Here is a 23,981-nt window from a genome sequence, read left to right on the forward strand (position 1 = left end):
GTCATCAAATCGGTTGTTGCCCATAATGATTGCGCCAATCGCCTTGTGCCTGATGGGGCTGTTATCCGGTTGCAGCAACACACGAACCGAATACGTTCCGGTGCCACCGATACCCATTCCGGCACATCTGCTCGCTGATTGTCTGTCTCCGGTCATACCCGACAAAATGACATGGAGTGACAGTCTCATTCTGAATGAGCAGTTACTGACGGTGATTGAGCAATGCAATCTGGATAAGCAGGCGATACGGGAAATAGAAGAAAAGGGCAAATAACGATGAGTGAGTTAATTTTTAACTGCATGGTAGGTGGCTTAACGGTTATTGGCTATCTGTACATTCTGGTTAGGGCGATGAACTGGTTGGGTGCATTGTTGGTCAGTGCCTATTACAATCGCCGCAAAGAAGAGCGAAAGCAGAAGGTTGTTAACGAGCTATATGATGCATTTGAACTTGAACAGATACAGGATGGCCAGACTATGAAGATAGCGATGAAAGGCGGCCTAGTAATTATGATGTATCGACAACAATCAGATAGTAAATAACACATTGCCACCGCAGAGCAAATGATACTGGGGTGGCGGGGGTATGTTAGGAGTCAGTGTGGGTGAGGTTCTTACTAATCAGTGCGATGATAATATTATCATCTAGATGGCGGATATCCTCGCTTTACCCAATCTATTGTGAATTGTTGAGTCGAAGTATTAGCAGTGGGATTGGTAAGCCCATCCGCCACATAAGAATTCACTTGGGCATGAACATATTGCGTAAAATCAGGAGCATGACGAGGGGGGGGGTGCCCTTGATGCCTCATTGATCCACTGGAACTGGATTGATGTGATGTTGTAGGTGCCCCAGATTGTGTAGCAGGTATGTGATATGGGGCGAAACGCTGTGAAGTTGAAGAAGGCCGTCCCCCAACAGGACCACCAGATTGACCAGCTTGTTGTAAACCAGAAGAACCAGTTTGAGCACTGTGTAAGGGATAAGAAGATCCTGCCATATCTCCATGTTGATGAGCCGTAATGCGACTTTGCTGTATTGCTTGTTGCATATTTTGCTCATACTGTGAATGTGAATCCGGATGATTGTGAGCACTAGAAAAACCAGAGGTGCCATGCTGAGGGTGTTGAGTAGGATACGACAGCCTTGCTGTTAAATTACGGTTGTTGTTCACAACAGCCTCAAAAGAGTAACTGCTATTAACTATATGTGGAAGTATTTCCCTTTCATAGATTATCTGATTTATATCGCAGTGGTGGGAACGTAAGATTAATATATTTCCATATCGTCGACGCAAAACAGTACGATCCATTTGATAAGCTGCACCAGATGCAATCAACTGGGTTATAGGGGTGGAAGAAAATCCTAGATGGTTGAGCGATACACGTGATTGATAAAAATTAGCAAAAACATTGCGATTTTGCCTATATATGTCAGTGATTGTAGCCGGTATATATAATGACACAATACCATTGTGAGCATACTCACTAATCGATTGTTTTAGTGTGTCATAAGCTACTTGGTGGAACTCAGACATAATAATTACCCCCAAAGATTAGACATAACAATACATAAACCCGCCCCCACTACAAAACAAGCGAATAATTCTTAACTATTGATTACTCTCTGAAACTAAAGTCAATATTTCTTTGCCCATTCCTTGAGTGGTTAAAGGAACACCCCATGCCATCAGTTAACGCGGGTGGCATTTTTGTATCTGAGTTCCGCGCACTCACCGCGCATATCAATAAAACGCAGCCTTACAGAAAGTCGAACCTGAGAAATCCGTTAATGGGTATTTCTGCGGGCGGCTTTCTACGTGAGCAGGTTCGATTTTCTATAAGGAAATACCCGATGAGTAACATCATTCCATTTGAGTATGACGGTCACCCTATTCGCTTTAATGAAGAGGGGTGGATCAATGCCACTGATATAGCAATGAAGTTTGATAAGGAGCCGACAGCATGGCTTCGTCAAATTGATGTTCTGGAATATATATCCGCTCTTAGTTTTCGTGTATTTGGTATTTCTGGCACTGTGCCAGAGATTAACGAAATCAAGAGGTTAGCAATAAGTTCAGGTGCAGCTAGAGCCAAGATACTGAGATTTGCTAAAAAGAGCGGACTTGTGAAAGTGAAAAGTGGTCCAACTGGAGGCACATGGTTACATCCAAAACTCGCCATCCGTTTTGCTCGCTGGTTGTCTGTTGACTTCGAAATTTGGTGTGATGAACAAATAGATGTATTGATCCGTGGTATCCAACCCACATTCACTGACCAACGCATCAATGCCATTTTTCTTCTTGATAAGCCCGCCACATGGGAAAAGCGTTTTCAGCAGCCCTTTTATCAGGCACTCAGCCGTATGTCAGGTTTGCCTTATAAGGGTCATGTTGGCGGCACCCCGTCACTGTTTGGGATGATCACATCCAAGTGGGTGTATCAGGTTGTGTTGCCTGACTCGGTATATGCGGAGGCAAAAGAAGCAGCCAAAAGTAGCGGGGACAAGATCCATCAATACCTTAAACCGGAAGCCCGGAAACTGGTACAGGAGCAACTGAAAGCGGTCACGATACTGGCTAACGGCTGCGTGGATTACAAAGACTTTGAGGCTCGTTGCGTTCAGTCATTTGGAAAATCAGGTGAGCAAGGTTTGCTGATTTTACCAATAGAAAGGGAATTCAGTTACTCAGCGGTCAGACATTAGTTCCTTTGCGCCGGGTTATCGCCGTCTGCCTGTATTAGCCATGACATGTTCCCTTTGCATCGAGCGTACAGGTCAGAATCAAAAATAATCAATGCCCTAGACAGTCATTATCAGCAACATCCGCTGTAGGCAGAAGAAGCGGTGTGACAGCCGGAGAGACGGCAAATTCTGAACAGACTATTCACTGAGTGGCTTGTGCAGAGTTTTATATCAGTTTTATGCAGACCCAGTTTATGGTGAATCACTTGACTGGGCCGGGAAATGAATCGACGTATTTGATAGTAAAGTCCGGGAATGCGTTGACGAACTGAATCTTGTAGTCAGGGAATGAATTTACCATTTTCCATTTACCTGGAGCGCTCGCGGAACTGGTGACAATTTTGACTTTCAGGTCGGGTGACGAGCGAACGACTTTAACCTTATAGTCCGCACCAGAGCTAACAACTTTGATGTTCCCATGAATTTTAGACACATCGATTCTGGTTTTAGCGTCAGCGCCAAACGAAAGTAATGCAGCTAACAGGATCGCTAATTTTTTCATATGAACTCCTGTGATTGGCAAATTCATTATAGGTGATTCAAATAATGACAGCCCAATAGTACGCCGGGTTATTTGTTTGGGGAATGAAATGGAAGAGAAAAAAAAGGGGGCAATGATTTCAAATGATAACGTGAATATGCCGACACCCAGTGCCAGCATTATGAAACATGAAAACGACATATTGCTTATGGTTGATGGCATCAGCTTATCGGCTGTTGATAATATAATCGCCTGCCCTCATATTGGCGTAAGCCTTCCGACCATCGGAATTGAGGTCATGCCCGTGAGTTCGGCACCAGAGGACGAAATCGTCAACCTCTGTATAAACCTCAAGTATCTTGACTCCGCTACCCTTGTAGTGATTCATGAGATTGTCGGCAGAACGTTTCCAATCCGAGTAATGAATAGGCAATTTACCTGAGTCAGTGAAGATTTTCTTGAATTCAATATATTGCTCTTCATTTTTATAACAAAAGTGACCAGCAACTTGTATTTGCATCTGAATTTCTCTTGTTTGTTGTAGGGACTTACAAGGGTATCACTTCACTTGGCGCTTCCAAAAAGGCAATACAGGAAATTGCGGGGTAATCATGCCTAATCTCAAAGATCTATCCAACCAACTGGCAAAGATACGAAAACAAATCCCGTTCGCTATGGCTCAGGCACTAACCAGCGTTGCGCGTGATATAGAGAAAGCACAGAAAGTTGCGCTAGAACGTCGATTGGAGAACCCAACTTCATTCACAGTGAAATCAGTCAGAAGTCAGGGCGCTCGCAAAGATAATCTGACCGCGAAAGTGTTCGTGATGCCAACTGCGGCCAGTTATCTGGAGCCATTTGAAGTCGGTGGGGTGCATAAGCTGAATGGAGCTGCACTGCTTAACCCCAAGAACGTCAAGCTTAACAAACACGGCAACCTGCCACGAAACAAACTGAGTCAGTTAAAGGGTAAACAAGATGTGTTCATCGGCGAATTAACAACGCGGTACGGTAATGATGTTAATGGTGTATGGCAACGTAAGAAGGCCAAGAAAGTTAAAAAGGGCAAGAAGCGGTTAAAGCGTTCTCCTAATGGCACTCGCAGGGAGAGACCAAAGCAACGTCCGCCAAAACTACTCATTCGGTTTGGTGATGCTTTACCCGTTGATCCCGTGCTCGGTTATCAGGAACGGGCGCAACAAATGGCTCAATCGTTGATGCCTGCTGCTATCAGTCAGGCGTTGGATGAGGCGATACGAACGGCCAAATAGTAACTGGGACCGCGGTCCCACCCCACGCCGATGGTAAATATTCGGTGTAATAGTGGGAGGGTAACGCGAGGTAACAGAGATGGTAACGGCGCATAATTTTTTGGGTCCTTCCTAAGGCTTTGATATATCACGGGCATTGCGCGCCGCGATATTTCACTAGCTGTGAACTTTTGAAATTTGGGTAACAGGTAACACGAGGGTAACAGATGAACCAGTCAGAATTTGCCAAGTTGCACGGCGTCAGCCGCAAGACGGTCACCCAATGGAAAGCCCGTGGCTGGCTGGTTACGGACGGTGACGACATTAATGTTGAGGCATCAAATGCCAACATTGCGCGTTACCGGAAAAGTGTTACCCGACCGGAAAAAAAAGCAGCAGGTAACAGCAAGGGTAACAAGCAGGGTAACACCCCCCAAGGTAACACTTCGGGTAACAACCCAGCCCCTGATACCCCGGCAAAAATTGTCGAGCGCATTCTGACTGAACGGGGCGCAACGATGACACTGGATGAAGCCAGAACCATGAAGGAAAACTATCTGGCGCTCTTGACCCAGTACGATTACGACCTGAAATCCGGTCAGGTATTACCGTGGCAGGATATGATTGATGCGGTCAGGCAGCAATATGCCCGTCTGCGTACCCGATTGATCGCTATCGCCCCTGAACACGGTCCCCGGCTGAGAGCCTTGGCAACCACCTCCACGGATACGGAGTTTGTGGCAGCCTTACAGGAAATCATCTACGAGGCGATGGAGGAATTAAGCCTTGATCACAGTAAACAGGGGGGATAATGCAGCATGGCAAAACTTTACCCTTGTACTGGATCAATGCCTGTCTGACATTTGTCCCCCGGAGCCTTTATCCTTAAGCGAATGGGCGAATAAATACGCCGTCCTGTCCAAAGAGAACAGCGCCCAGACGGGGAAATTCCGCTCCTTTGGTTATCAGGATGGCATCATGGATGCCATTACCGATCCGGGTGTCACCCAAGTGTCTGTGATGAAATCGGCACGCGTGGGTTACACCAAAATCTTAGACCACGTTGTCGGCTATTATTTGTCTCACGACCCGTCACCCATACTGGTGGTGCAGCCCCGTGTGGAGGATGCCGAGGACTACAGCAAGACCGAAATCGCGCCGATGCTGCGTGATACGCCTGTGCTGAAAGAAATTGCGGGGGAGGCGAAAGCCAAAGACAGTGGCCAGACCATTCTTAAGAAGCAGTTTTCCAATGGAGCTAATTTAACCCTGGTGGGAGCTAACTCGCCGGGTGGGTTTCGTCGTATCACCTGTCGCATCATCTTATTCGATGAAGTGGACGGTTACCCCTCTGGCGGTGCCGGGGCGGAAGGTGACCAAATCGCACTGGGGATCAAGCGCTCCGAAACATTCTGGAACCGAAAAATTGTCTTGGGTTCTACGCCGACCGTAAAAGAGACCAGCCGGATAGAAAAAGCCTTCAAGGACAGTGATCAACGCTACTACCACGTCCCCTGTCCACATTGTGGCGAGTTTCAGGTTCTGGAGTGGGGCGGTCCTGATACCCCTTACGGCCTGAAATGGGATAAAGACAGCAATGACAAGGGATTGCCGGATACCGCGTATTACGTTTGCCGTCATAACGGCTGCGTTATTCATGACAGTGACAAACCCCTCATGATCAAAGGCGGGGAGTGGCGGGCTGAAAAACCGTTCACCGGTCATGCGGGCTTTCATATCTGGGCGGGTTACAGCCTGTTCCCGAATGCGGCATGGAAATATCTGGTCGCCGAATGGTTGCGAGTGAAAGACGATCCGTTAATGCGCCAGACGTTCATTAACCTTGTATTGGGTGAACCCTATGAAGACCGGGGCGAAAAAGCCCTCAGTGAGCGTAAGTTACTGGAGCGCTGCGAAGTCTGGGCGGCCGAAGTACCGGACGGAGTGGCTTTGCTGACGGCCGGGATTGATACTCAGGATGGTCGATTTGAAATAGAGGTTGTTGGCTGGGGGCGGAATGAGGAATCGTGGTCAATAGCGCACGATGTCATTGAAGGGGATCTGGAGACGGATGAACCGTGGGCCCGTCTGGATGCTTACCTGAAACAAATTTGGCGTCGAGCAGACGGTCGGGGCTTTACCATTATAGCGGCCTGTATGGACTCCGGTGGCCATCATACACAGAAAGTTTACGGTTTTGCGCGTGAACGTTTGGGTCGCCGGATTTGGGCTATCAAAGGGGAGTCGGCACGGGGCGGTAAACGCTCCCCGGTGTGGCCAACCAAGCGTCTGACTTCACGGTCTAAATCCAGTTTTAAACCGATCATTATCGGCGTGAATGCTGCTAAAGATACTATCCGTGGTCGGTTACACATTGAGCCGCCAGAGAATACAGACCCATCTCCTTCTTATATGCACTTTCCGGCTGATCGTGAATTGCATTATTTCAGCCAATTATTGGCCGAACGGTCGGTGATTAAAGTATCAGGCGGTCAACAATATCGCGTGTGGGAGCAGATTCCCGGTCGTGCCAACGAAGCACTCGACTGTCGTGTTTATAGTTATGCCGCTTTGTGCGGCCTGATGTACATGGGGCTGAAACTGAATGCGCTGGCAGACAACATCGTCGGTAATCCTGATCGGTTAATCGCCCCCCCGGTACAACCGGAAATAAAAACCAATCTGCGCTTCCCCGGAGCCATTATTCCTCAGTCAACGGAGGAAGCGCCCAAACGGAAGCATATGTCACAGCTTTTGCCCTAAGGAGAGTCTATGCGTCAAAGAACCAGTCTGCTGACCGGCATGAGCCGTGAACAGTTAAAAACAGCCCTCGGTACTGCTCAACAAGCCTATATCGAACTGTCAACCGGAACGAAAGGGGTCTCATTTTCGTATACGCAAGGCGACGGGACGCGCTCCGTGTCGTACCAACAAACCAGTCTGGGGGATTTATTGGCGCTCATTCAGGCAATACAAACCGAGCTGGGAATGACGGCCCGGCGACCAATGAGGGTGAGATACTAATGAGCGTTAAAATCTTAGGCCCCAACGGTGAGCCGTTACCGCCTTCAAATACGAAATTAAAATTCAATTCATTGTCCGGTAGCGGTCGCATTCCTTATGATGCCGCCGACTCATCCAGCGACCAACTGGCAAACTGGCAACCGGCACTGTGGTCACCGGATAATGAAATCAATATTTACCGTGACCGTATCGTGTCACGCATGCGCGATTTGGCCCGTAATGATGGTTGGGCTTCCGGCACTATCACCCGCGTTCTAGATAATGCCATCGGTGCGAACTACCGGCCTATATTTAAACCGGATTACCGGATGCTCAAATTACTCACGGGCAATAATGCCTTTGATGCAACCTGGGCGGATGAGTACGGCAAAGTTATCGAAGCACACTGGCGTTCGTGGGCGAATGATCCGGGGCTGTATTGTGATGTCGAACGAAAACAAACCGTTTCCCAAATGCTGCGTCTCGGCTTTCGACATAAATTGCTCGACGGGGATGCGCTGGCTATTTTGCAGTACCGTACCGACAGATTAGGTCCCGGTCGCGGACGTTATGCCACCACGGTACAAATCATCGACCCCGACCGGCTCAGTAACCCGCAACAGAATTTCGATATGCAGAACATGCGTGGCGGCGTGGAAATTGACAGTGATGGTGCACCGGTAGCTTATCACATCCGAGAAGCCCATATGGGTGACTGGTGGTCGGGTGCAAAAACCATGACGTGGCAGCGAGTACAACGTGAAACCGCATGGGGTCGTCCTATGGTTGTTCATGACTTTGATCATGAACGCGGCGCTCAGCATCGGGGGGTGGGTATTCTGGCCCCAATTGTTCAGCGCCTGAAGATGCTGATTAAATACGACCAGTCAGAACTGGAAGCGGCAATCCTGAATGCCATTTTCGGCGCGTATATCGAATCCCCGTACGATGCACAAATGGTTGCGTCAGCTCTCGATGACACTAGCTTCGGTGATGGTCAGGAGTTGAGTGCCTATCAGGGTCAGCGCAACGAATATTATCAGGACAAACGCCTCAATCTCCAGAACGGGGCGCGTATTCCGCACCTGTTTCCGAATGAGAAAATCGTCACGCTGTCAGCAGCGAGGCCGACCAGCAATTTTGACGGATTTGAAAGTGCCGTACTGAGGAATATTGCCGCTGCTACCGGGTTATCCACTCAGCAGGTCACACAGGACTGGTCTGATGTTAACTATTCTTCTGCTCGTGCCGCGATGTTGGAAGCCTGGAAAACCCTGACCCGCCGTCGTGATGATTTCGCTGTCGGTTTTGCCCAACCTATCGCTTCTGCTTTTGTAGAGGAAATTCACGATATTGAAAAATTGCCCCTGCCAAACAACGCTCCTGATTTTCTGGATGCGAAAGCGGCTTATTGCCGTGCGCGCTGGATGGGACCCGGTCGCGGATGGGTTGATCCGGTGTCCGAGAAGAAAGGCGCGATTCTGGGGATGAATGCCGGACTCTCCACGCTGGAGATGGAAGCGGCAGAAAACGCCGGTGAAGACTGGGAAGAGATGCTCGATCAGCGCGCGCGTGAAATTGAAGCGTTTAAAGAGCGGGGTATTCCCTTGCCGGAATGGGCTGAGCCGGCACCGCAACAACAAAACAACAGAGGATCAGGGGAATGATGAACTTACCCCACTTAGCCCAGCGGCTATTTAACGTTCCGCTGGCAATACACCCGCGAAAAGCGGAAGTGGTCATGGCGGCATTAACCGACCGACTGGGCATCACTAAAATTCAGGCCGGTATGGACTGGGATGATGAGGATGAATCATTTTCCCGTCGCAAGCGTGATACTGGTTACGACGTTTTGGAGGGGATAGCGGTTATTCCTGTGCAGGGGACTCTGGTTCAAAAGCTGGGCTCTCTGCGGCCGTATAGTGGTATGACGGGTTATGACGGCATTCGACAGGTATTTTTAACCGCATTGAATGACCCCAAAGTCAAAGGCATCTGTCTGGATATCGATTCCCCCGGGGGTGAAGTGGCCGGGTGTTTTGATTTGGCTGACCTGATTTATCAGTCACGGGGTGACAAACCTATTCATGCGATCCTGAATGAGAACGCTTATTCAGCGGCCTATGCTATCGCCAGTGCTGCGGACAAAATCACAGCCCCCCGCACAGGTGGCGTGGGCTCTGTCGGCGTGATTGTTATCCATTGTGACTGGTCTCAGCGTATTAAAGAGGATGGTTTGACGGTAACAATCATTACGTATGGTGACCGTAAAGCAGAGAGTAATCCCTATATCAAACTCAGTGACGAGGCGCGTCAGTCTATTCAGGATGATATCGATGTAATGGGAAAACTGTTTGTCAGCACAGTTGCCCGCAACCGGGGTGTTTCCGAGAAAATTATTCGTGACACACAGGCGGCCTGTTTTTTGGCTGCGGAGGGTGTTCAGTTGGGGTTGGCTGATGCAGTGGCCACGCCCGATGCCGCATTTCAAACATTAATGAACGAAGTTGGAGATTAATATGTCTATAACAAGATTTGCTCATCTGATCCCGTCATTTGGCATGAAATCCAAAATGTCAGAAGAAGAGCAGGACGAAAAGAAAAAAGGTAAAAAAGCCAAGTCTCGTAAAGCTGAAGAGGATAAGGAGGAGACTGACGCAGAAAATGATGATCCTGATGCGGAAGGCAGTGACGACGATAAAGAAACGGAAGGCAAAAAGGCGAAAAAAGCAAAAAAAGCGAAAAAGGCCAAGTCAGAAGATGATGACGATGACGACCCTGATGCCGAAGACGACGAGGATGATGAAAACGCGGAAGAAGACGAGGATGTCAAAAAAGGCCGTCGCGCTGAACGCAAACGCTGTGCCAAAATATTTGGCAGCCAATATGCAGCTGGTCGCCCGGATATGGCGGCACATTTGGCTCTCAATACCAGCATGTCAGCCAGCGAAGCCATCAGCACACTGAAAGCGATGGGGACGGTGCAGTCGCAACCCTCCCGTGCATCACTGGACAGCCGGATGCGTACTGAGCAGCAAGTGCGTGTCGGACCGGATGCCAGTCAACCGGCAACAGGATCACCCGAAGCACTGGTGAGTAAAATGACCAGTTTATATGATGCTAATAAAGGAGCGAAATAATGGAAAACTTCTCTCAGAACCCATTTCAGCCGGGCATGACACAGGCTGTTTTTTCGCCTGATCAGTTAATTTCCGGTCCGTTGCAAATTGTCACCGACAGCGTAACGATTGCCAAAGCGGGTATCCTGAAGCGCGGTACGGTACTGGGTGTTATTACGGCAACAGGGGAGTACGTGGTCAGTAAAAAAGGGGCAGACAATGGCAGCCAGATCCCCAGTGCGATTCTGGTAGACAATGTTGATACCACCGCCGACAGTGTGACGGGGGGCGTTTATCTGATGGGCGAGTTTAACCATCATTGGGTGATTTTCGATGAAAGCTGGAAGCTCCCAGAACTGAAAGCCCAATTACGTACCTTTTCCATTTTCCTGCGCGACAGCGAACAAGCCTAAACCCTTCCTGATTGATGTCACTATGCTGGCTCCGGCAGGCGTTGTGACGTCTTTTTTATAAGAGAAACGTATGAATATTTATGATACTAACGTGTTAGTTCAGGTTGTCCCTAACCTGAAAACCAGCCAGAACTGGCTGCTGGATAAATTTTTCCCGAATATCGTGGAATCTGATACCGAAGAGGTGTCTATCGACGTGGATGTCGGTCTGCGCCGCATGGCCCCGTTTGTCTCTCCATTGGTGGAAGGCAAGCTGGTCGAATCGCGTAAATTTCAAACCAACAACTTTAAACCGGCGTACATCAAAGATAAACGCGCCCCGGATTTACGCAAACCCATTCGCCGCCAGATTGGTGAGCGCATTGGGGGTCAGTACACCGCTGCTGAGCGTGAGATGTTAAATATCCAATTTGAGCTGGCTGACCAGATAGATATGATTAACCGCCGATTAGAGTGGATGGCGGCCAGTGCGCTGGCAAGCGGCACCATTACGGTTGCTGGTGTAGGTTACGAAACGAAAGTCGTCAATTTCGGGCGCTCTGCTGACCTGACCGTCACCTTAAGCGGCAGTGATAAATGGCCGACCAAGGTCGATGCAGGTAAAACCAATAACCAGCCAACACAGGATATTGAAGCGTGGTCACAGCGCATTCTGAAGAATTCCGGTGCCGTGCCGACCGATCTGGTGTTTACCACCCAGTCATGGAATGCATTCCGTCTGGATACCACGGTTACCGACAGTGCCATTAAGTTCCCGGCATTAAACCCGTACGGCAACCAGATTAATCCGGGTACACAGGTGCAGAAAGGTGCCGTCTACAAAGGCTATTGGGGGCAGTTTGATTTGTGGGTGTACAACGATTGGTTTATCGACCCGGTGGATGGCAAAGAAAAACCGATACTGCCAGAGGGGACGGTCATTATGTCTGGTGCTGACCTGATGGGAACGCGTATGTTTGGTGCCATCATTGACCCCGCATTTAGCTATGGACCAATGGCCTATGCGCCGAAATCGTGGTTACAGGAAGATCCCGCGCAGCGTTTCCTGATGATGCAATCCGCACCGTTGGTCATTCCCAGCCGGGTGAATGCGGCATTGTGCGCAATGGTGGTGTGATATGGCTAAAAAACAGGAAATAGTCACTGATGACCTGGGCGGATTACCGCCCGAATTGCAGGTGAATGTGACAGAGAGCCTGCAAGAACCTCAGTCAGAGCCAGCCCTGACAAAATTCCCGGATACACTCCCGGACGAGCCAGAGGATGACGATGAAGACGTGCCTGAATGGGTCGTACTGAAAGGAAATACGGTTCAGCATGACGGTGTGGCGTACCCTGAAAACTCCGTCATTTATTTGTCTGGCGAGGACGCGGAACGCCTGATTCAACTGGGTGTTGTGATGCGGCTGGATGACCTGAAATCCCAGTTACTGTCCGGTAACTCCGTCACCGTTCAGGACGGGGCAGAGTCCAACAGGAGGCCTAATGCCGATTGACTGGGATAAACATCTGCTGGCTCCATTGCACGAACAGTTTGCCGAGCGCGTGAATTGGCGGCCAAAATCAGGCAAACCCTACGACATTATGGGTGTGTTTGATCGCGCCTATACCCAACAGGTGGAGTCGCTGGACGGTGACAGCAGTGTCAACACTACTAAACCGCTGCTGGGTGTTCGTGATGCGGTATTCAAATCCCCGCCACAGCAACAAGACCGGGTGTTTGTGTACAGTGTCAATGCTGAATTTGTCGTGAGTGACGTTCAGCCGGACAGTCACGGTGGGACGCATTTGCAACTCAACAGGATTAAACACACAAAATGAACGCATCAATAATACGCAATATGGTGGTTCAGGCGCTCACGGGTAAAACGGATGCACAATCCCGTGTTTATTCCCCGCGTGATTGGTCAACACGGGGGAAAGATTATCCGTGTATTTTGGTGCAAACGCCATTTGATCATAAAAAATCGCTGGGTCGCAACGTTCCCCAATTTCATACTGTAACTACCGTCAGAGTCACCGGCAGGATAGAGGAATTTGACAGTGACATTGATAACGGTGCAGAACAGGCGGAACTGGCATTGGAGGCGTTGCGGGAACAAATCGAACGGGCGGTAATAAATAGCTATGAGCTGACGAAAGTCACACAGCAATATGCTGAAATTCGCTCGCAAATCGATATTGATGCCAGTGGTGAATCGCATTTCGCACAACTCCTGATGGATATCGACATTGAATACTATCAGGGTGAGGAGGATTTTTACCCCATAGATACGCACCCACTGGACGGTATTGACGTGACCGTAGCGATGCCAGCACACACACCCGAACCCAAAATCAGCATTAATCTGGAGTAAACCCCATGTTTGTTAAACCCGTTACTGGGCGGCTCGTTCGCTGTCCGGTCAGGGGCGAATTTTTGCCCGAATCCGGTGCAGAGGTGCCGGATACCCTATTTTGGCATCGTCGGTTAAAAGATGGCGATGTGTGTTTATCTCCGCCCGTGACGGAAAATAAACTCGTCAAAAAGCCTTCTCAGGAGAATGAATAATGGCGATCCCCTTTTCCCATATTCCCAATAATCTCAGAACGCCGCTGTTTTTCGTTGAGTTTGATAACTCAATGGCGAACAGTGCCATAGCAACCCAGCGTTCGCTCATCATCGGGCAAATGCTGGATAGTGCCACAGCAACGCCGGATATCCCGGTTCGCGTTTCTTCGGCAGAACAGGCGGCCTCACAGTATGGTCACGGCTCATTGCTGCATGGCATGGTTGCGGCCTATTTAGCGAATGACTCTGCGGCTGAATTGTGGGTGCTGCCCTTGAAAGACGGGGATAACCTGCTGACGGCAAAAGGGCTGGTAAAAGTTTCATCCCTGCCCACTCATGGGGGCGTTATCTCACTGTATATTGCAGGTCAGCGTGTACAGGTCACCGTTATGGCCACCGATAACACGGCACAGATTGCGGCGGCACTGGCCACCGCGATTAACCGTAAAACTTCGCTGCCGGTGATAGCAACTACGGCGAATGACACGGTGACATTAACCGCCAGAAATAAAGGTGCGCACGGTAACGGCATCAATCTTTGCCTCAATTATCGCGGACAGGCGGGCGGTGAAGTGACTCCGGCAGGGCTAGCACTGATGATCACTCCCATGACAGGTGGTGCAGGCGCCCCCGAGCTGAAAAACGGCCTGTCTAACCTCAGTGACCGTTCATTTGATTTTATCGTCAATCCGTACACCGACACCGCGTCAATGGATAAGATGAAATCATTCCTGTCAGATATTGGTGGTCGCTGGTCCTGGGAGCAACAATTGTATGGCCATGCGATCAGTGTCGTCAGCGGAACTTATGGTGAACTGGCGGATGCCGGAGCGCGCCGCAACAATCAGCATGAAACATTGCTGGGTGTGACGAAATCACCGACCCCCAACTACATCTGGTCAGCGGCAGTCACCGGTGCAGTCGCGCCGTCACTCAGAAACGACCCCGGCAGGCCATTACAAACCTTGCCCGTCGCGGGTGTTCTCGCGCCAGCGGCTGAGGATCGGCTCGACCTGATTGAACGCAACAATCTACTGCACAGTGGCATTTCAACCGTGACGGTCGCGGATGACGGCACGGTACAGGTGGAAAACCTGATTACGACCTATCAGAAAAACCCGTATGGCGATAATGACGACAGTTATCTTCAGATAGAAACGCTGTTTTTACTGGCGTTTGTCTCTCGTTACATTCGCACTCAGATCACCTCTAAATTTCGTCGCATGAAACTGGCGAAAGACGGCACGCGATTTGCGGCAGGGTCTGCCATTGTGACCCCGAATGTGGTGCGTGCAGAACTCATCGCCCAGTATCGGACACTCGAATATAACGGTTATGTGCAGGATTCGAAGGTGTTTGCGAGTGGGCTAAAAGTCGAAATAAACGCGCACAATCCTAACCGTTTGGATGTTCTCTGGACTGGTACATTGATTAGCCAGTTGCGCGTGTTTGCACTGCTCAATCAATTCCGTCTGTAACCAACTAACTAAGAGAAAATTATGGGTAATACATCTAACAGGCTGGCGGGTACAGCGTATGTCACTGTTGACGGCTTTCGAATCATGGTGGTAGGGGATTTCACCTACAGTCCCTCAACAGTAACACGTGAAACGCTGACAGGTATGGATTCCGTGCATGGGTACAAAGAGAAGCCCGTCTCAGGATTCATTTCATGCCGGGTTCGTGACAGTGGCGGGACCACGGTCGCCGATTTTAACAGCCAGACCAATGTCACCATTGTGGCAGAACTCGGCAACGGTAAAACCATCATCGGTGAAGGGATGTGGTCGGTGAATCATCAGGAAGTCAGAATTGAAGACGCTGAACTCGAAGTCCGCTGGGAAGGCGGTTCGGTTACTGAAAATTAAGAGGCAATGATGGAACAGACAAAAGTTATCAGATTAAGCACGCCGATTGAAGATAAAGCGCAGAAGATCATTTATGAAGAAATTCATTTGAGGGAGCCTTGTTTGATGGACGTTGAGCAGTTTTACGACGTACAGGCGAAAAATCTTAATAGTTCTCTTCCTGCCATGCGATGTCTTATCGCTTTGGTCAGTGGAGTCACTGAAACTGCATTAAAACGAATGTCCATCACTGATTTTAACCAGTGCAGGGAGTTTCTCATGTTTTTTTTGTCGGGAAACTTGGACTCCAGCATTGGCGACGATTAGCGGCAGATGTCACCTATTTTTACCACTGGGGGCCACAGGATGCGTGGCTCCTGAGCCGATCGAAACTGAGTTGGTGGGCTGAACAGGCGCAACGAATTATAAAGGCTAAAAATAATGGCTAATGCATTTGATTTTGAATTACATGCTGATGAAAACGCGACAAAGGCTTTAGCTGAGATAGAAGCCAGGCTTAAGGGGTTGCAGCCTGTATTAGACTCTACGCGGGAAGGGCTGCGATTTGGCGGCAGTGAAACGCTGGATAATGTCGGCTCTGTCAGTAATAAATTGCGTGATATGTCGCAGTTTGCCAAAGACAACGTTCAGCACATCGGCGCTATTATTCCGCCGCTAAAAAATGTGGGTGAACTCACCGCAAAATATGGCGGTCTTGCCAAAAAATACGGGGGGATCATCGGCGGGGTGGGCGCTATAGGATATGGCGCAACAAAACTGTATCAAGGTATGAGGGATGCAGGAAAAGACGCCATTACCCGCAGTACACGGGCAAAAAACTCAGGGATGAGTGTGGCGGATTTTACCCGTATGTCCGGGGCTATGCAAATTTCTACCGGCGCTTCAATGGACGCTACCGATCAGTCTGTCGAATCACTCTATCCCGTTCTTCAGAATGCCCTCACGAACAGAAATAGCGCCATAAAAGCCGAGCTGAATAAAATTGGCGTAGAAATAGCAAAAAATAAAAACGGTAATGCAGACGTTTACCAGACAATGAAAAACCTCGCTGCACAATGGAATAACATCGTGCCAGAAACGCAGGATACCTTACGCGAACATATAGGATTAGACCTCAATACGTTGTCATTCCTGAGAGATGGGGGTCAGAAAAAAGAGGGCAAACTTAAGATTGAGGAATTACTCAATAAATCAGATAAATCCGGGCTAACGATACAAGATAAGGATAATGAAAGAATAGAAAAAGTTGGCGAGCGTATCAATGAAATCGAAGCCCGCGCCGCTGGCGCATTCAGAAATTTAAAAAACGATATGCTACTGACGGGCTTTGGTCAGTGGGACAAAGCGAGAGAAACCGCTAAAGACAAAAATCCGGTTCATGGTTTTTTTGCGGGAGCAGCGGCATTTGCTAATCCATTCGGATTTAATAACGGCGGTGACCAGTTAGCGTTACTGAAAAAAGCACGGAAAGATAAAGAATTCAGAAAAACCTTAACGTTTAAAGAAAATACAGATCTTTTGCTGACATATGCTTCAGAAGACTTAATCAAAAAGTTAAACGCTTATTATTTCCCGAATGAAAAGCCAAGCCATGTTGGTGAAAAGGTGCCTGACTTTCCCATAGTAGAAGAACCCAACTACCCTAATCCATTAAAGAGTACAGGGAAGAAGCCAAGGGGAATACGCAATAATAATCCCGGAAACTTAACTGATGCCCCTAATGCGGTAGGCAAAGATTATGGTAATGGTCATGTCTATATGAAATTTGCGACGCCTCAGGATGGGATAACGGCGCTGAGTAGACAGTTAATGCTGCATGGGGATCGCGGTCAAAATACGTTAAACCACGTTATTCCTATATATGCCCCTAAAGCAGCAGGCAATAAAACGAAAGAATATATTGATTATACAGCTAAACAGCTAGGAATTAGTCCAAATGAAAAGATGGACTTACATAACCCAGCCATGATTGAAAAGCTGATAAATGCTATAATAAAAATGGAGAATTTGGGGCAGCAGCCATACAGTCAGGAACAAATAAAAAATGGAATTTATGCTTCTATTGATGATCCTCGCTGGGCTGGATTGCGGTCGGATTATTATTTACAAAATCAACGTTCGCAATATGGCTCCAACGGGCAAAATCAACAATTCCCATCACTCTACAGCAATAGACAGGATGCTGAGTCTGAGGCAGAAATAGCAAAAGGCATGGCGAAAGCGTTTCAAGAAGCCATTAGGGATAAACTTCAAGTTGAGATCATTTTGGTTAATGACAAGACCGGAGAACGTCAAAAATTCCAGTCAAAATCTGCAGGTAAAGTCACAACCTCTATGCAGCATCCTTGAAAATAGCTTATATTCATTCATTAATGTGATTTTTATCATATTATTAATGAGGTTATAAATGCATAGATTTGGGCGCTTTGTATTACTTGTCGGTATTGTGTGGTTGATTGCGGCCCTAAATATGGGCACCACCGTTTCTTCTTATGGTGAAACCGTTCATAACATTGGATTAGTCTCAAGCAAGCAAAACCACGTCATTATAGGATGTTTTATTATCCTGTATGGATTGTTAGTTACTTTGTTCTATACCGAGAAGTGAGGATGGGGATGTTAAAAAAATTGCACCATTTTTTTTCTGGTTTCTGTAACTACCAATGCTGCAAGTTTTGACTGTTCAAAGGCGGTGAGTAAAGCCGAGAAGTTAATCTGTAACACTCCGGCTTTATACCATGCGCATACGATACACCATAAAACTCCAGTGATGTGTCTTGTTGAAGAGATAACCACACAAAAATAGCCCTATCACAGGGCTTTTTCATATATGCCGCTTAACCGCGGTTTTTTTACGTCCAAATTTAAGGTAGTCGACATGGCCTTTATTAAAGATGCCATTTCTTTATTGCTGGGTGGTGATAGCTCATCATGGAAATGGTCAGAGCATTTACGGCCTGCCTCATTTCGTGGTGTGCCCTTTGCGGTTGTTTCCGGTGAGAGCGTATTCGGTCGCCGCCAGGCAGTCCATGAATACCCGTACCGTGATACCGCTTGGATTGAGGATTTAGGCCGCGCCACCCGAAAAATTACCCTGCGTGGATTCATTGTCCAGGAGAGTCTGGTTTATGACGCACCGGATGTTATCACCCAGCGTAAAAATCTGGTCGCGGCCTGTGAAACAGGTTCTACAGGAACACTAATCCATCCTACCCTGGGCGAACTGACGGTCAGCGTGACAGAAAGCGGCCTGAGAATGACCGAAAACGCCGAGTCCGGCCGGGTATTTGAGTTCACACTGACAGTAATAGAATCCGGATTACAGGTTTTTGCCGTCACTAACAGCACCAAATCAGCGACGGAAATCAAACAGAACTGGTTTCGGGCATATACCACGACGCTGGCGAAATATATCGCGGTAGTGAGAGGTGAGATTCGCTCGGTTGTGCAGGGGATGAAAATCATCAAGGCGACCGCTAATCAGTGGATTGGCATGGTTACCCGGTCAGTGGATGAGGTGACGAACCTCAGCGATATGCTCAAAACGACATTGGGTAGCGAGCGTTACGGGCGTTATCAGCGTGGGAAAATTGGTGGCACAGTATCCGGCGCAACGGGAATTCGGTCACGGGACCCTCAGTATCGTGATGATGCGGAGATAATTAAAAAAACCACAGTTGCCGTGGTGATGGGCCGTAAATCTATTTCTGAATCTATCGATAAATTAACCCATTCGCTGACCGTTGAAGAGTTCAGTCAGGCGGCTCAGGGTGTTGTTGATTCTATTATCCGTTCAGCAGGCAGCACGGATGAGAAAATTGCTATTTTTGAGAATTTAGCGGCATTCCAGAATACCCGATATCAACAGAGTTCCGTTGACCGTCATGTGACCGAAATGACGGTGTTATTGCTGGTTGTGTTGTCTGCCGGGGCAATGGCTCAGGTTGCCAGTGAATTTACCCCGGCGAATAATCATGAGGCTAATGACCTACAGAGGCGGGTGTGTCATGCGCTGGATACGGCATTGGTGATGTCCGGTGATTTGGGTATGGATGACATCTATCAGTCTCTGATGTCGTTGAGATATGAGTTTGTCATCAGTGCAGAACTGAAAGGGGCGGAATCAGGTCGACTGGCTCAGTTTAGTTTGCCCGCAATTCTGCCATCGCTGAATGTGGCCAACCGGATTTATCAGGATTCAGACCGCAGTGATGAACTGATTCAGGCGACTAATCCCCGGCATCCGGCGTTTATGCCAGTCAAATTCAAGGCGTTACGTAAATGAAAAAAAATAATGATGATCTGTCATTAGTTATCGGTGGCAAGATAATTCACGGCTGGGACAGTATTCGTGTGACTCGCGGTATCGAACGATTGCCCTCTGATTTTGAACTGCTATTGATGGACTATTATCCCGGCAGTAAAGAAAAACAGCTCGTTGAGGCAGGTCAACCCTGTCAGGTTCTGTTGGGGAATGAGCCTGTTATCACGGGCTATATCGATATCTGGAATTCATCCATTAATAAAAGTACGCACCAGATAAGGGTTACGGGTCGCAGTAAATGTCAGGATTTAGTGGACTGCTCGGCGAAATGGCCACAGAACGTGATTTCGTCAGCAACGGCATTGCAAATCGCCCAAAAACTGGCGCAGTGGTACGGGATAGAAGTGACATCTGATGTGACAGATATGCAGCCGGTGCCGCAGTTTACCCTGAACTGGGGGGAATCCTCCCAAGAGGTGATTGACCGTATTACCCGCTGGTCGGCGCTGTTGTATTACGATACACCGGATGGCAATTTATTTTTTACCCGAGTTGGCGATAAGGTGGCAGCGAGCGGTGTCGAGCAGGGGAAAAACATCGAACTGACGGACTATCAGTCATCCATGAATGAGCGGTTTTCCGAGTACAGCGGCCTGTCCATGAACGTCAGTGGCCTGAGTGAATTATCTGACGGACAGGGTTATAACGTGGTCACCATTGCCACCGCAACAGATCCCGAAGCCGAAAAGATGCGCTACCGGAACTATGTCACCATCATCGAAAGCACACTTCACTCCCATCAGCGACATCAGGAAGCCATTGACTGGGAAATGAACCGCCGCTATGGGCGTGCCAAAGTCCTCAAAGTGCTGGTCGATAGCTGGCGTGATATCAGCGGGGCGCTATGGCAGCCCAACACACTGATCCCCATTCATCTGCCTGTTTTCGGACTGGAGTCTGAACAGTGGTTATTGTCAGAGGTATCCTATGTCCGTAATAGCGATGATGGCACCAGAGCCGAGTTAACCCTGATGCCGCCTGCGGCGTTTACCGTTCAACCCTATGAATTCTATGACACGATTATGGAGATGCGTAATTATGGAAGTTAAAAATTTATATCGTCGCGCCATGATGATGCTAGGTCTGGGGCGGGTCACAACCTGTAATGATAAGGGTGCCATCCAACAGGTTCAGTATCAAACAGCGATGGAGGTTAGGGATAAAACGAACCGCATGGCCGAATTTGGGTTTTCATCAGGGTTGCCAACAGGAACCGATGTCGTTCTCGCGTTCTTAGGTGGTGACCGTTCCAATGCGGTGGTGATTGGCAGCAATCATCAGCAATATCGGCATCAGGGATTAAATCCCGGTGAGGTTGTGATTTATAACCAATGGGGACTGCATATATTACTGACTGAATCGGGGATCACAGTAGAGGCACAAGGGAAATCAGTCACAGTCAATAATGCGTCTACGGCAACCATTAATGCGTCAACCAAGGTTTTGTTGAATACCCCGGTATTAGAGGTCTCTGGCGATATTATTGATAACTGCAACAGCAATAAAACCAGCATGCAACAGTTACGTGATTCCTATAACAATCACACGCATCCCGTACCGGGTGTTGAGTCTGGCGGTTCAACCGTAACCAGCCAAACAACAGGAGTGACGGTCAAATGAGTGACATTACCTCATGGTGGGATGTGAAAAACATTCATGCCGACTGGCGGGTTGGGCGCGGTGATCTGGTTACCGGTGATGACCTGCAAACCGCCATGATTATTAGTTTGTTTACTGACAGACAGGCCAGGTCTGATGATGACATTGACGGTGTTGATCGTCGTGGTTGGTGGGGAGATAGCGGGGCTGATTACCCCATAGGTTCCCGTCTGTGGCTGCTGCACCGGCAGAAATTAACCCCAGCGGTCGCACTGGCAGCCGAGGATTACGCGCGTGAGGCACTGCAATGGATGCTGGACGATGGTGTTGCGGAATCCATCGATATTCGGACTCAGATTGTCTGGCCAAATCGCCTAAATATGATAATTCGTTACCAGCGTCCCGGCCGTGATGATGAGGACGTTCGGTTTTTCTGGGTATGGGAGCGGGACAATGCCGTTTAAACGAAAAACGCTGACGGAACTCCGGGAGCAAAACCGCAGTTATTTGCAGTCAGAATTACAGGAAACAGGCCCATTATTACGGTTTTCTAATATGGGGGTGTTGGCCGATATGGATGCGGGGATGGCACATCTGCATTATGGCTATCTGGATTATATGGCGAAACAAACCACGCCATTCACGGCAACCGATGAATGGTTGTCAGGCTGGGCAGCCCTAAAGAAAATATTTCAAAAACCTTCGTTTCCCGCTCGCTGTGAGAAATATCAATTTACAGGGATTGATGGTCAGATTATTTCTGCCGGCACAATATTAAACAGGGGTGATGGCTATCAATATAAAACCGTCGATGAAACGCGTATTCATCATGGACGGGGTCATGCTGCTCTCATCGCGATATTACCCGATGTTACAGACGATAATTCAGGCGGTGGAGCTGCGGGTAATGCCCCTTCAGGCACAGTATTAACACTGGACCAGAGTATTGCCGGTGTCGATGTTGAGGGAACGGCAATTTCACCGATAACGGGCGGCGCAAATATAGAGAGTGAGACGGACTTTCGTTCCAGAATGCTACTGGCCTATCAGGGATCACCCCAGGGGGGTTCGGATGATGACTATAAACAGTGGGCTCTCGCTGTACCCGGTGTTACCCGTGCCTGGGTCAAACCCAGAGCGGCGGGTGCCGGAACGGTGGGCGTGTATATTATGTGTGACAATAATGGGCGGGAGGGTTTCCCCATTGGTACAGACGGTGTCTCATCACAGGAACCCTATGCTGTTCATGCGTCTGGGGATCAGTTGCGTGTTGCTGATTATATTTACCCGTTACGGCCCGTTACCGCGCTAATTTGGGTATTGTCTCCGATAAAACGAACCATTGATTTCACTCTCAATGGACTGGCTCATGCAGGCACTGAAATAACCCATCGCATTACGATGGCCATTGATAATGTGTTATTTGAGAGTGGAAATCCGGACGGAACGGGAAAAATATTGGTATCCGATCTGCAATATGCGATTGCGGATGTGCCGGGAACGGCAGGTTTTGTTATCACGTCACCGACAAAAAATATTGAATTGTCTGTCGGGCATTTGCCTGTGCGGGGTGAGGTCAAATACACATGAAACAATATAGCGTCAGTGAATATACCTCAGCACTCAACGGACTACTGCCAACGGGCATGGCATGGACGCGAAACCCAGATTCAGTGGTGAACGCCACCATTAGGGCTATTGCACACAGTTATCACCGTAGTGATCAGGATGCGCATTCGTTGCTGGAGGGAAGCTTCCCCGCAACAGCAACCATCATGTTGTCAGAATGGGAAAAATCACTGGGGTTACCGGATGATTGCGCTATTGGGGAAATTGACAGCATCTCATTGAGACAAAAATCGGTTGTATCAAAATTATTACGGACGGGTGGCCAGTCAAAATCCTATTTCATCGGTTTGGCGGCTGAACTCGGGTTTAAAATTACGATTACGGAATTTAGGCAGGCCAGAGCGGGTATGTCTGCATGTGGTGATGCACTGAACGGGGAGGATTGGCCATTTGTCTGGCGAATTAATGCCCCGACAACAACCATTAATTACGCAGTAGCGGGTGGGAGTTATTGCGGCGACCCATTACGGTCATGGGGAAACCAAAAACTCGAATGCCAGTTTAATAGATTAAGTCCGTCTCACACCATTCTACAGTTTGGTTACGGCCAATAATCAGTCATTAATTTCAATTCAACTATTAATCACCTTCACTGAGTGAGGATTTATTATGCAAAAAATCGGTGATATTACAAACACCGCTGATGGTAATGGTGAGTGCACGAACGGCAATGTCGCCGCAGGTGTAGCACCAACAATATTAGACGCTGCGTGGTTTAATACAATCCAGCGAGAAATAATAAACGTTATATCTAAAGCGGGGATCAAGTTAAATAAAAATAATGATGCTCAACTATCGGAGGCGATAGGACAATTAATTTCCAGTAACAAAATAGCTCTGACAGATAATTTAGGTAATTCCAGTGGGTTAGCGGCTAGTCAAAAATTAATTAATCAGGTTAATGACAACGCTAATGGCCGACTGCCTAAAAACTCCACGCAGTCATTTAAATCCGGCGACCACGCCATTAGCAACGGGAGCGATTACTGCTCATTGAC

General features: G+C 48.4%; 31 protein-coding genes. 29 read left to right on the top strand and 2 right to left on the bottom strand.

What is annotated here, in order from left to right; translation table 11 throughout:
- Nucleotides 1-13: 13 nt before the first annotated feature.
- On the top strand, nt 14-274 hold the full coding sequence (gene lysC, locus NXS07_RS14255; protein ID WP_438818391.1) for an Rz1-like lysis system protein LysC: 261 nt from the start codon (nt 14-16) through the stop codon (nt 272-274).
- Between the two features lie 2 nt (nt 275-276).
- Nucleotides 277-543, top strand: coding sequence for a DUF4752 family protein (locus tag NXS07_RS14260; protein ID WP_038197385.1), 267 nt, complete (start codon nt 277-279; stop codon nt 541-543).
- A 98-nt stretch (nt 544-641) separates the two neighbouring features.
- On the opposite strand, the gene NXS07_RS14265 is transcribed toward NXS07_RS14260, so the two are convergent.
- Nucleotides 642-1,538: a hypothetical protein gene (locus NXS07_RS14265; RefSeq protein WP_258086980.1), complete on the bottom strand. Its 897-nt coding sequence runs from the start codon at nt 1,536-1,538 to the stop codon at nt 642-644.
- Between the two features lie 146 nt (nt 1,539-1,684).
- Between NXS07_RS14265 and NXS07_RS14270 the strand changes: the two genes are divergently transcribed.
- Nucleotides 1,685-2,707: a KilA-N domain-containing protein gene (locus NXS07_RS14270; protein ID WP_258086981.1), complete on the top strand. Its 1,023-nt coding sequence runs from the start codon at nt 1,685-1,687 to the stop codon at nt 2,705-2,707.
- Nucleotides 2,708-2,948: 241 nt separating this feature from the next.
- Here the strand turns inward: NXS07_RS14270 and NXS07_RS14275 are convergent, their stop codons facing one another.
- On the bottom strand, nt 2,949-3,248 hold the full coding sequence (locus NXS07_RS14275) for a 7(1) septoil knot domain-containing protein (RefSeq protein WP_258086982.1): 300 nt from the start codon (nt 3,246-3,248) through the stop codon (nt 2,949-2,951).
- An 88-nt stretch (nt 3,249-3,336) separates the two neighbouring features.
- Here NXS07_RS14275 and NXS07_RS14280 point away from each other — a divergent pair, with 88 nt between their 5' ends.
- From NXS07_RS14280 to NXS07_RS14400, 26 genes are all read left to right on the top strand, one after another.
- On the top strand, nt 3,337-3,669 hold the full coding sequence (locus tag NXS07_RS14280) for a hypothetical protein (protein ID WP_258086983.1): 333 nt from the start codon (nt 3,337-3,339) through the stop codon (nt 3,667-3,669).
- Between the two features lie 169 nt (nt 3,670-3,838).
- Nucleotides 3,839-4,498: a hypothetical protein gene (locus NXS07_RS14285; protein ID WP_258086984.1), complete on the top strand. Its 660-nt coding sequence runs from the start codon at nt 3,839-3,841 to the stop codon at nt 4,496-4,498.
- A 206-nt stretch (nt 4,499-4,704) separates the two neighbouring features.
- Nucleotides 4,705-5,289 (top strand): RNA polymerase subunit sigma-70, encoded by a 585-nt coding sequence (locus NXS07_RS14290; protein ID WP_258086985.1) that lies wholly within the window; start codon nt 4,705-4,707, stop codon nt 5,287-5,289.
- Entirely contained in the window at nt 5,264-7,240 is a 1,977-nt protein-coding gene (locus NXS07_RS14295) for a phage terminase large subunit family protein (RefSeq protein WP_258086986.1), read from the top strand. The genes NXS07_RS14290 and NXS07_RS14295 overlap by 26 nt, the downstream gene beginning before the upstream one ends.
- 9 nt (nt 7,241-7,249) lie before the next feature.
- Complete coding sequence (gpW, locus tag NXS07_RS14300) at nt 7,250-7,501, top strand: gpW family head-tail joining protein (RefSeq protein ID WP_258086987.1); 252 nt, start codon at nt 7,250-7,252, stop codon at nt 7,499-7,501.
- Nucleotides 7,501-9,147, top strand: coding sequence for a phage portal protein (locus NXS07_RS14305; RefSeq protein ID WP_258086988.1), 1,647 nt, complete (start codon nt 7,501-7,503; stop codon nt 9,145-9,147). The genes gpW and NXS07_RS14305 overlap by 1 nt, the downstream gene beginning before the upstream one ends.
- Entirely contained in the window at nt 9,147-9,998 is an 852-nt protein-coding gene (locus tag NXS07_RS14310) for a S49 family peptidase (protein ID WP_258087003.1), read from the top strand. Before NXS07_RS14305 ends, NXS07_RS14310 begins: the two co-directional genes overlap by 1 nt.
- 1 nt (nt 9,999) lies before the next feature.
- A complete protein-coding gene (locus tag NXS07_RS14315) occupies nt 10,000-10,620 on the top strand; it encodes a hypothetical protein (RefSeq protein ID WP_038196690.1) in 621 nt (206 codons plus the stop codon).
- Entirely contained in the window at nt 10,620-11,012 is a 393-nt protein-coding gene (locus NXS07_RS14320; protein ID WP_258086989.1) for a head decoration protein, read from the top strand. The genes NXS07_RS14315 and NXS07_RS14320 overlap by 1 nt, the downstream gene beginning before the upstream one ends.
- 70 nt (nt 11,013-11,082) lie before the next feature.
- Complete coding sequence (locus NXS07_RS14325; RefSeq protein ID WP_258086990.1) at nt 11,083-12,129, top strand: major capsid protein; 1,047 nt, start codon at nt 11,083-11,085, stop codon at nt 12,127-12,129.
- Nucleotide 12,130: 1 nt separating this feature from the next.
- On the top strand, nt 12,131-12,508 hold the full coding sequence (locus tag NXS07_RS14330; RefSeq protein WP_258086991.1) for a hypothetical protein: 378 nt from the start codon (nt 12,131-12,133) through the stop codon (nt 12,506-12,508).
- The gene (locus NXS07_RS14335; protein WP_258086992.1) at nt 12,498-12,833 is read left to right on the top strand and encodes a head-tail joining protein; all 336 of its coding nucleotides are present in this window, start codon (nt 12,498-12,500) and stop codon (nt 12,831-12,833) included. Before NXS07_RS14330 ends, NXS07_RS14335 begins: the two co-directional genes overlap by 11 nt.
- A complete protein-coding gene (locus NXS07_RS14340) occupies nt 12,830-13,369 on the top strand; it encodes an ATP-binding protein (RefSeq protein ID WP_258086993.1) in 540 nt (179 codons plus the stop codon). The genes NXS07_RS14335 and NXS07_RS14340 overlap by 4 nt, the downstream gene beginning before the upstream one ends.
- A gap of 5 nt (nt 13,370-13,374) precedes the next feature.
- Nucleotides 13,375-13,563: a DUF2635 domain-containing protein gene (locus NXS07_RS14345; RefSeq protein WP_038206969.1), complete on the top strand. Its 189-nt coding sequence runs from the start codon at nt 13,375-13,377 to the stop codon at nt 13,561-13,563.
- Nucleotides 13,563-15,041 carry a phage tail sheath subtilisin-like domain-containing protein gene (locus NXS07_RS14350; RefSeq protein WP_258086994.1) on the top strand — a complete coding sequence of 493 codons (1,479 nt, stop codon included), beginning with the start codon at nt 13,563-13,565 and terminating at the stop codon, nt 15,039-15,041. The genes NXS07_RS14345 and NXS07_RS14350 overlap by 1 nt, the downstream gene beginning before the upstream one ends.
- A 21-nt stretch (nt 15,042-15,062) precedes the next feature.
- Nucleotides 15,063-15,431, top strand: coding sequence for a phage tail tube protein (locus tag NXS07_RS14355; RefSeq protein ID WP_258086995.1), 369 nt, complete (start codon nt 15,063-15,065; stop codon nt 15,429-15,431).
- A gap of 9 nt (nt 15,432-15,440) precedes the next feature.
- Nucleotides 15,441-15,737, top strand: coding sequence for a phage tail assembly protein (locus tag NXS07_RS14360; RefSeq protein WP_051869142.1), 297 nt, complete (start codon nt 15,441-15,443; stop codon nt 15,735-15,737).
- A 114-nt stretch (nt 15,738-15,851) separates the two neighbouring features.
- Complete coding sequence (locus NXS07_RS14365) at nt 15,852-17,780, top strand: hypothetical protein (protein ID WP_258086996.1); 1,929 nt, start codon at nt 15,852-15,854, stop codon at nt 17,778-17,780.
- Between the two features lie 343 nt (nt 17,781-18,123).
- Nucleotides 18,124-18,237 carry a DUF4431 domain-containing protein gene (locus NXS07_RS21850; RefSeq protein WP_368859250.1) on the top strand — a complete coding sequence of 38 codons (114 nt, stop codon included), beginning with the start codon at nt 18,124-18,126 and terminating at the stop codon, nt 18,235-18,237.
- Nucleotides 18,238-18,309: 72 nt separating this feature from the next.
- Nucleotides 18,310-19,716, top strand: coding sequence for a DNA circularization protein (locus tag NXS07_RS14370; RefSeq protein WP_258086997.1), 1,407 nt, complete (start codon nt 18,310-18,312; stop codon nt 19,714-19,716).
- Nucleotides 19,713-20,804: a phage baseplate assembly protein gene (locus tag NXS07_RS14375; protein WP_258086998.1), complete on the top strand. Its 1,092-nt coding sequence runs from the start codon at nt 19,713-19,715 to the stop codon at nt 20,802-20,804. Before NXS07_RS14370 ends, NXS07_RS14375 begins: the two co-directional genes overlap by 4 nt.
- Nucleotides 20,794-21,375, top strand: a complete 582-nt coding sequence (locus NXS07_RS14380; protein WP_038206954.1) for a phage baseplate assembly protein domain-containing protein — start codon at nt 20,794-20,796, stop codon at nt 21,373-21,375. The genes NXS07_RS14375 and NXS07_RS14380 overlap by 11 nt, the downstream gene beginning before the upstream one ends.
- Complete coding sequence (locus NXS07_RS14385; protein WP_258086999.1) at nt 21,372-21,818, top strand: phage GP46 family protein; 447 nt, start codon at nt 21,372-21,374, stop codon at nt 21,816-21,818. The genes NXS07_RS14380 and NXS07_RS14385 overlap by 4 nt, the downstream gene beginning before the upstream one ends.
- Nucleotides 21,808-22,944 (top strand): baseplate J/gp47 family protein, encoded by a 1,137-nt coding sequence (locus NXS07_RS14390; RefSeq protein ID WP_258087000.1) that lies wholly within the window; start codon nt 21,808-21,810, stop codon nt 22,942-22,944. Before NXS07_RS14385 ends, NXS07_RS14390 begins: the two co-directional genes overlap by 11 nt.
- Nucleotides 22,941-23,537, top strand: a complete 597-nt coding sequence (locus tag NXS07_RS14395; protein ID WP_258087001.1) for a YmfQ family protein — start codon at nt 22,941-22,943, stop codon at nt 23,535-23,537. Before NXS07_RS14390 ends, NXS07_RS14395 begins: the two co-directional genes overlap by 4 nt.
- 55 nt (nt 23,538-23,592) lie before the next feature.
- On the top strand, nt 23,593-23,981 hold a 389-nt coding region (locus NXS07_RS14400), incomplete at its 3' end, for a tail fiber protein (protein WP_438818390.1).

This window comes from Xenorhabdus bovienii (assembly GCF_024721015.1).
Lineage (GTDB): Bacteria > Pseudomonadota > Gammaproteobacteria > Enterobacterales > Enterobacteriaceae > Xenorhabdus > Xenorhabdus bovienii.

What these genes read in the sequence shown, in the direction of transcription:
- NXS07_RS14355 (WP_258086995.1), top strand. Translation starts at nt 15,063, where the DNA reads ATGGGTAATACATCTAACAGGCTGGCGGGTACAGCGTATGTCACTGTT.
- NXS07_RS14340 (WP_258086993.1), top strand. Translation starts at nt 12,830, where the DNA reads ATGAACGCATCAATAATACGCAATATGGTGGTTCAGGCGCTCACGGGT.
- NXS07_RS14395 (WP_258087001.1), top strand. Translation starts at nt 22,941, where the DNA reads ATGAAACAATATAGCGTCAGTGAATATACCTCAGCACTCAACGGACTA.
- NXS07_RS14375 (WP_258086998.1), top strand. Translation starts at nt 19,713, where the DNA reads ATGAAAAAAAATAATGATGATCTGTCATTAGTTATCGGTGGCAAGATA.
- gpW (WP_258086987.1), top strand. Translation starts at nt 7,250, where the DNA reads ATGCGTCAAAGAACCAGTCTGCTGACCGGCATGAGCCGTGAACAGTTA.
- NXS07_RS14345 (WP_038206969.1), top strand. Translation starts at nt 13,375, where the DNA reads ATGTTTGTTAAACCCGTTACTGGGCGGCTCGTTCGCTGTCCGGTCAGG.
- NXS07_RS14385 (WP_258086999.1), top strand. Translation starts at nt 21,372, where the DNA reads ATGAGTGACATTACCTCATGGTGGGATGTGAAAAACATTCATGCCGAC.
- NXS07_RS14365 (WP_258086996.1), top strand. Translation starts at nt 15,852, where the DNA reads ATGGCTAATGCATTTGATTTTGAATTACATGCTGATGAAAACGCGACA.
- NXS07_RS14370 (WP_258086997.1), top strand. Translation starts at nt 18,310, where the DNA reads ATGGCCTTTATTAAAGATGCCATTTCTTTATTGCTGGGTGGTGATAGC.
- NXS07_RS14335 (WP_258086992.1), top strand. Translation starts at nt 12,498, where the DNA reads ATGCCGATTGACTGGGATAAACATCTGCTGGCTCCATTGCACGAACAG.
- NXS07_RS14260 (WP_038197385.1), top strand. Translation starts at nt 277, where the DNA reads ATGAGTGAGTTAATTTTTAACTGCATGGTAGGTGGCTTAACGGTTATT.
- NXS07_RS14265 (WP_258086980.1), bottom strand. Translation starts at nt 1,538, where the DNA reads ATGTCTGAGTTCCACCAAGTAGCTTATGACACACTAAAACAATCGATT.
- NXS07_RS14350 (WP_258086994.1), top strand. Translation starts at nt 13,563, where the DNA reads ATGGCGATCCCCTTTTCCCATATTCCCAATAATCTCAGAACGCCGCTG.
- NXS07_RS14390 (WP_258087000.1), top strand. Translation starts at nt 21,808, where the DNA reads ATGCCGTTTAAACGAAAAACGCTGACGGAACTCCGGGAGCAAAACCGC.
- NXS07_RS14290 (WP_258086985.1), top strand. Translation starts at nt 4,705, where the DNA reads ATGAACCAGTCAGAATTTGCCAAGTTGCACGGCGTCAGCCGCAAGACG.
- NXS07_RS14330 (WP_258086991.1), top strand. Translation starts at nt 12,131, where the DNA reads ATGGCTAAAAAACAGGAAATAGTCACTGATGACCTGGGCGGATTACCG.
- NXS07_RS14285 (WP_258086984.1), top strand. Translation starts at nt 3,839, where the DNA reads ATGCCTAATCTCAAAGATCTATCCAACCAACTGGCAAAGATACGAAAA.
- NXS07_RS14280 (WP_258086983.1), top strand. Translation starts at nt 3,337, where the DNA reads ATGGAAGAGAAAAAAAAGGGGGCAATGATTTCAAATGATAACGTGAAT.
- NXS07_RS14270 (WP_258086981.1), top strand. Translation starts at nt 1,685, where the DNA reads ATGCCATCAGTTAACGCGGGTGGCATTTTTGTATCTGAGTTCCGCGCA.
- NXS07_RS14380 (WP_038206954.1), top strand. Translation starts at nt 20,794, where the DNA reads ATGGAAGTTAAAAATTTATATCGTCGCGCCATGATGATGCTAGGTCTG.
- NXS07_RS14275 (WP_258086982.1), bottom strand. Translation starts at nt 3,248, where the DNA reads ATGAAAAAATTAGCGATCCTGTTAGCTGCATTACTTTCGTTTGGCGCT.
- NXS07_RS14360 (WP_051869142.1), top strand. Translation starts at nt 15,441, where the DNA reads ATGGAACAGACAAAAGTTATCAGATTAAGCACGCCGATTGAAGATAAA.
- NXS07_RS14310 (WP_258087003.1), top strand. Translation starts at nt 9,147, where the DNA reads ATGAACTTACCCCACTTAGCCCAGCGGCTATTTAACGTTCCGCTGGCA.
- NXS07_RS14320 (WP_258086989.1), top strand. Translation starts at nt 10,620, where the DNA reads ATGGAAAACTTCTCTCAGAACCCATTTCAGCCGGGCATGACACAGGCT.
- NXS07_RS14325 (WP_258086990.1), top strand. Translation starts at nt 11,083, where the DNA reads ATGAATATTTATGATACTAACGTGTTAGTTCAGGTTGTCCCTAACCTG.
- NXS07_RS14315 (WP_038196690.1), top strand. Translation starts at nt 10,000, where the DNA reads ATGTCTATAACAAGATTTGCTCATCTGATCCCGTCATTTGGCATGAAA.
- NXS07_RS14305 (WP_258086988.1), top strand. Translation starts at nt 7,501, where the DNA reads ATGAGCGTTAAAATCTTAGGCCCCAACGGTGAGCCGTTACCGCCTTCA.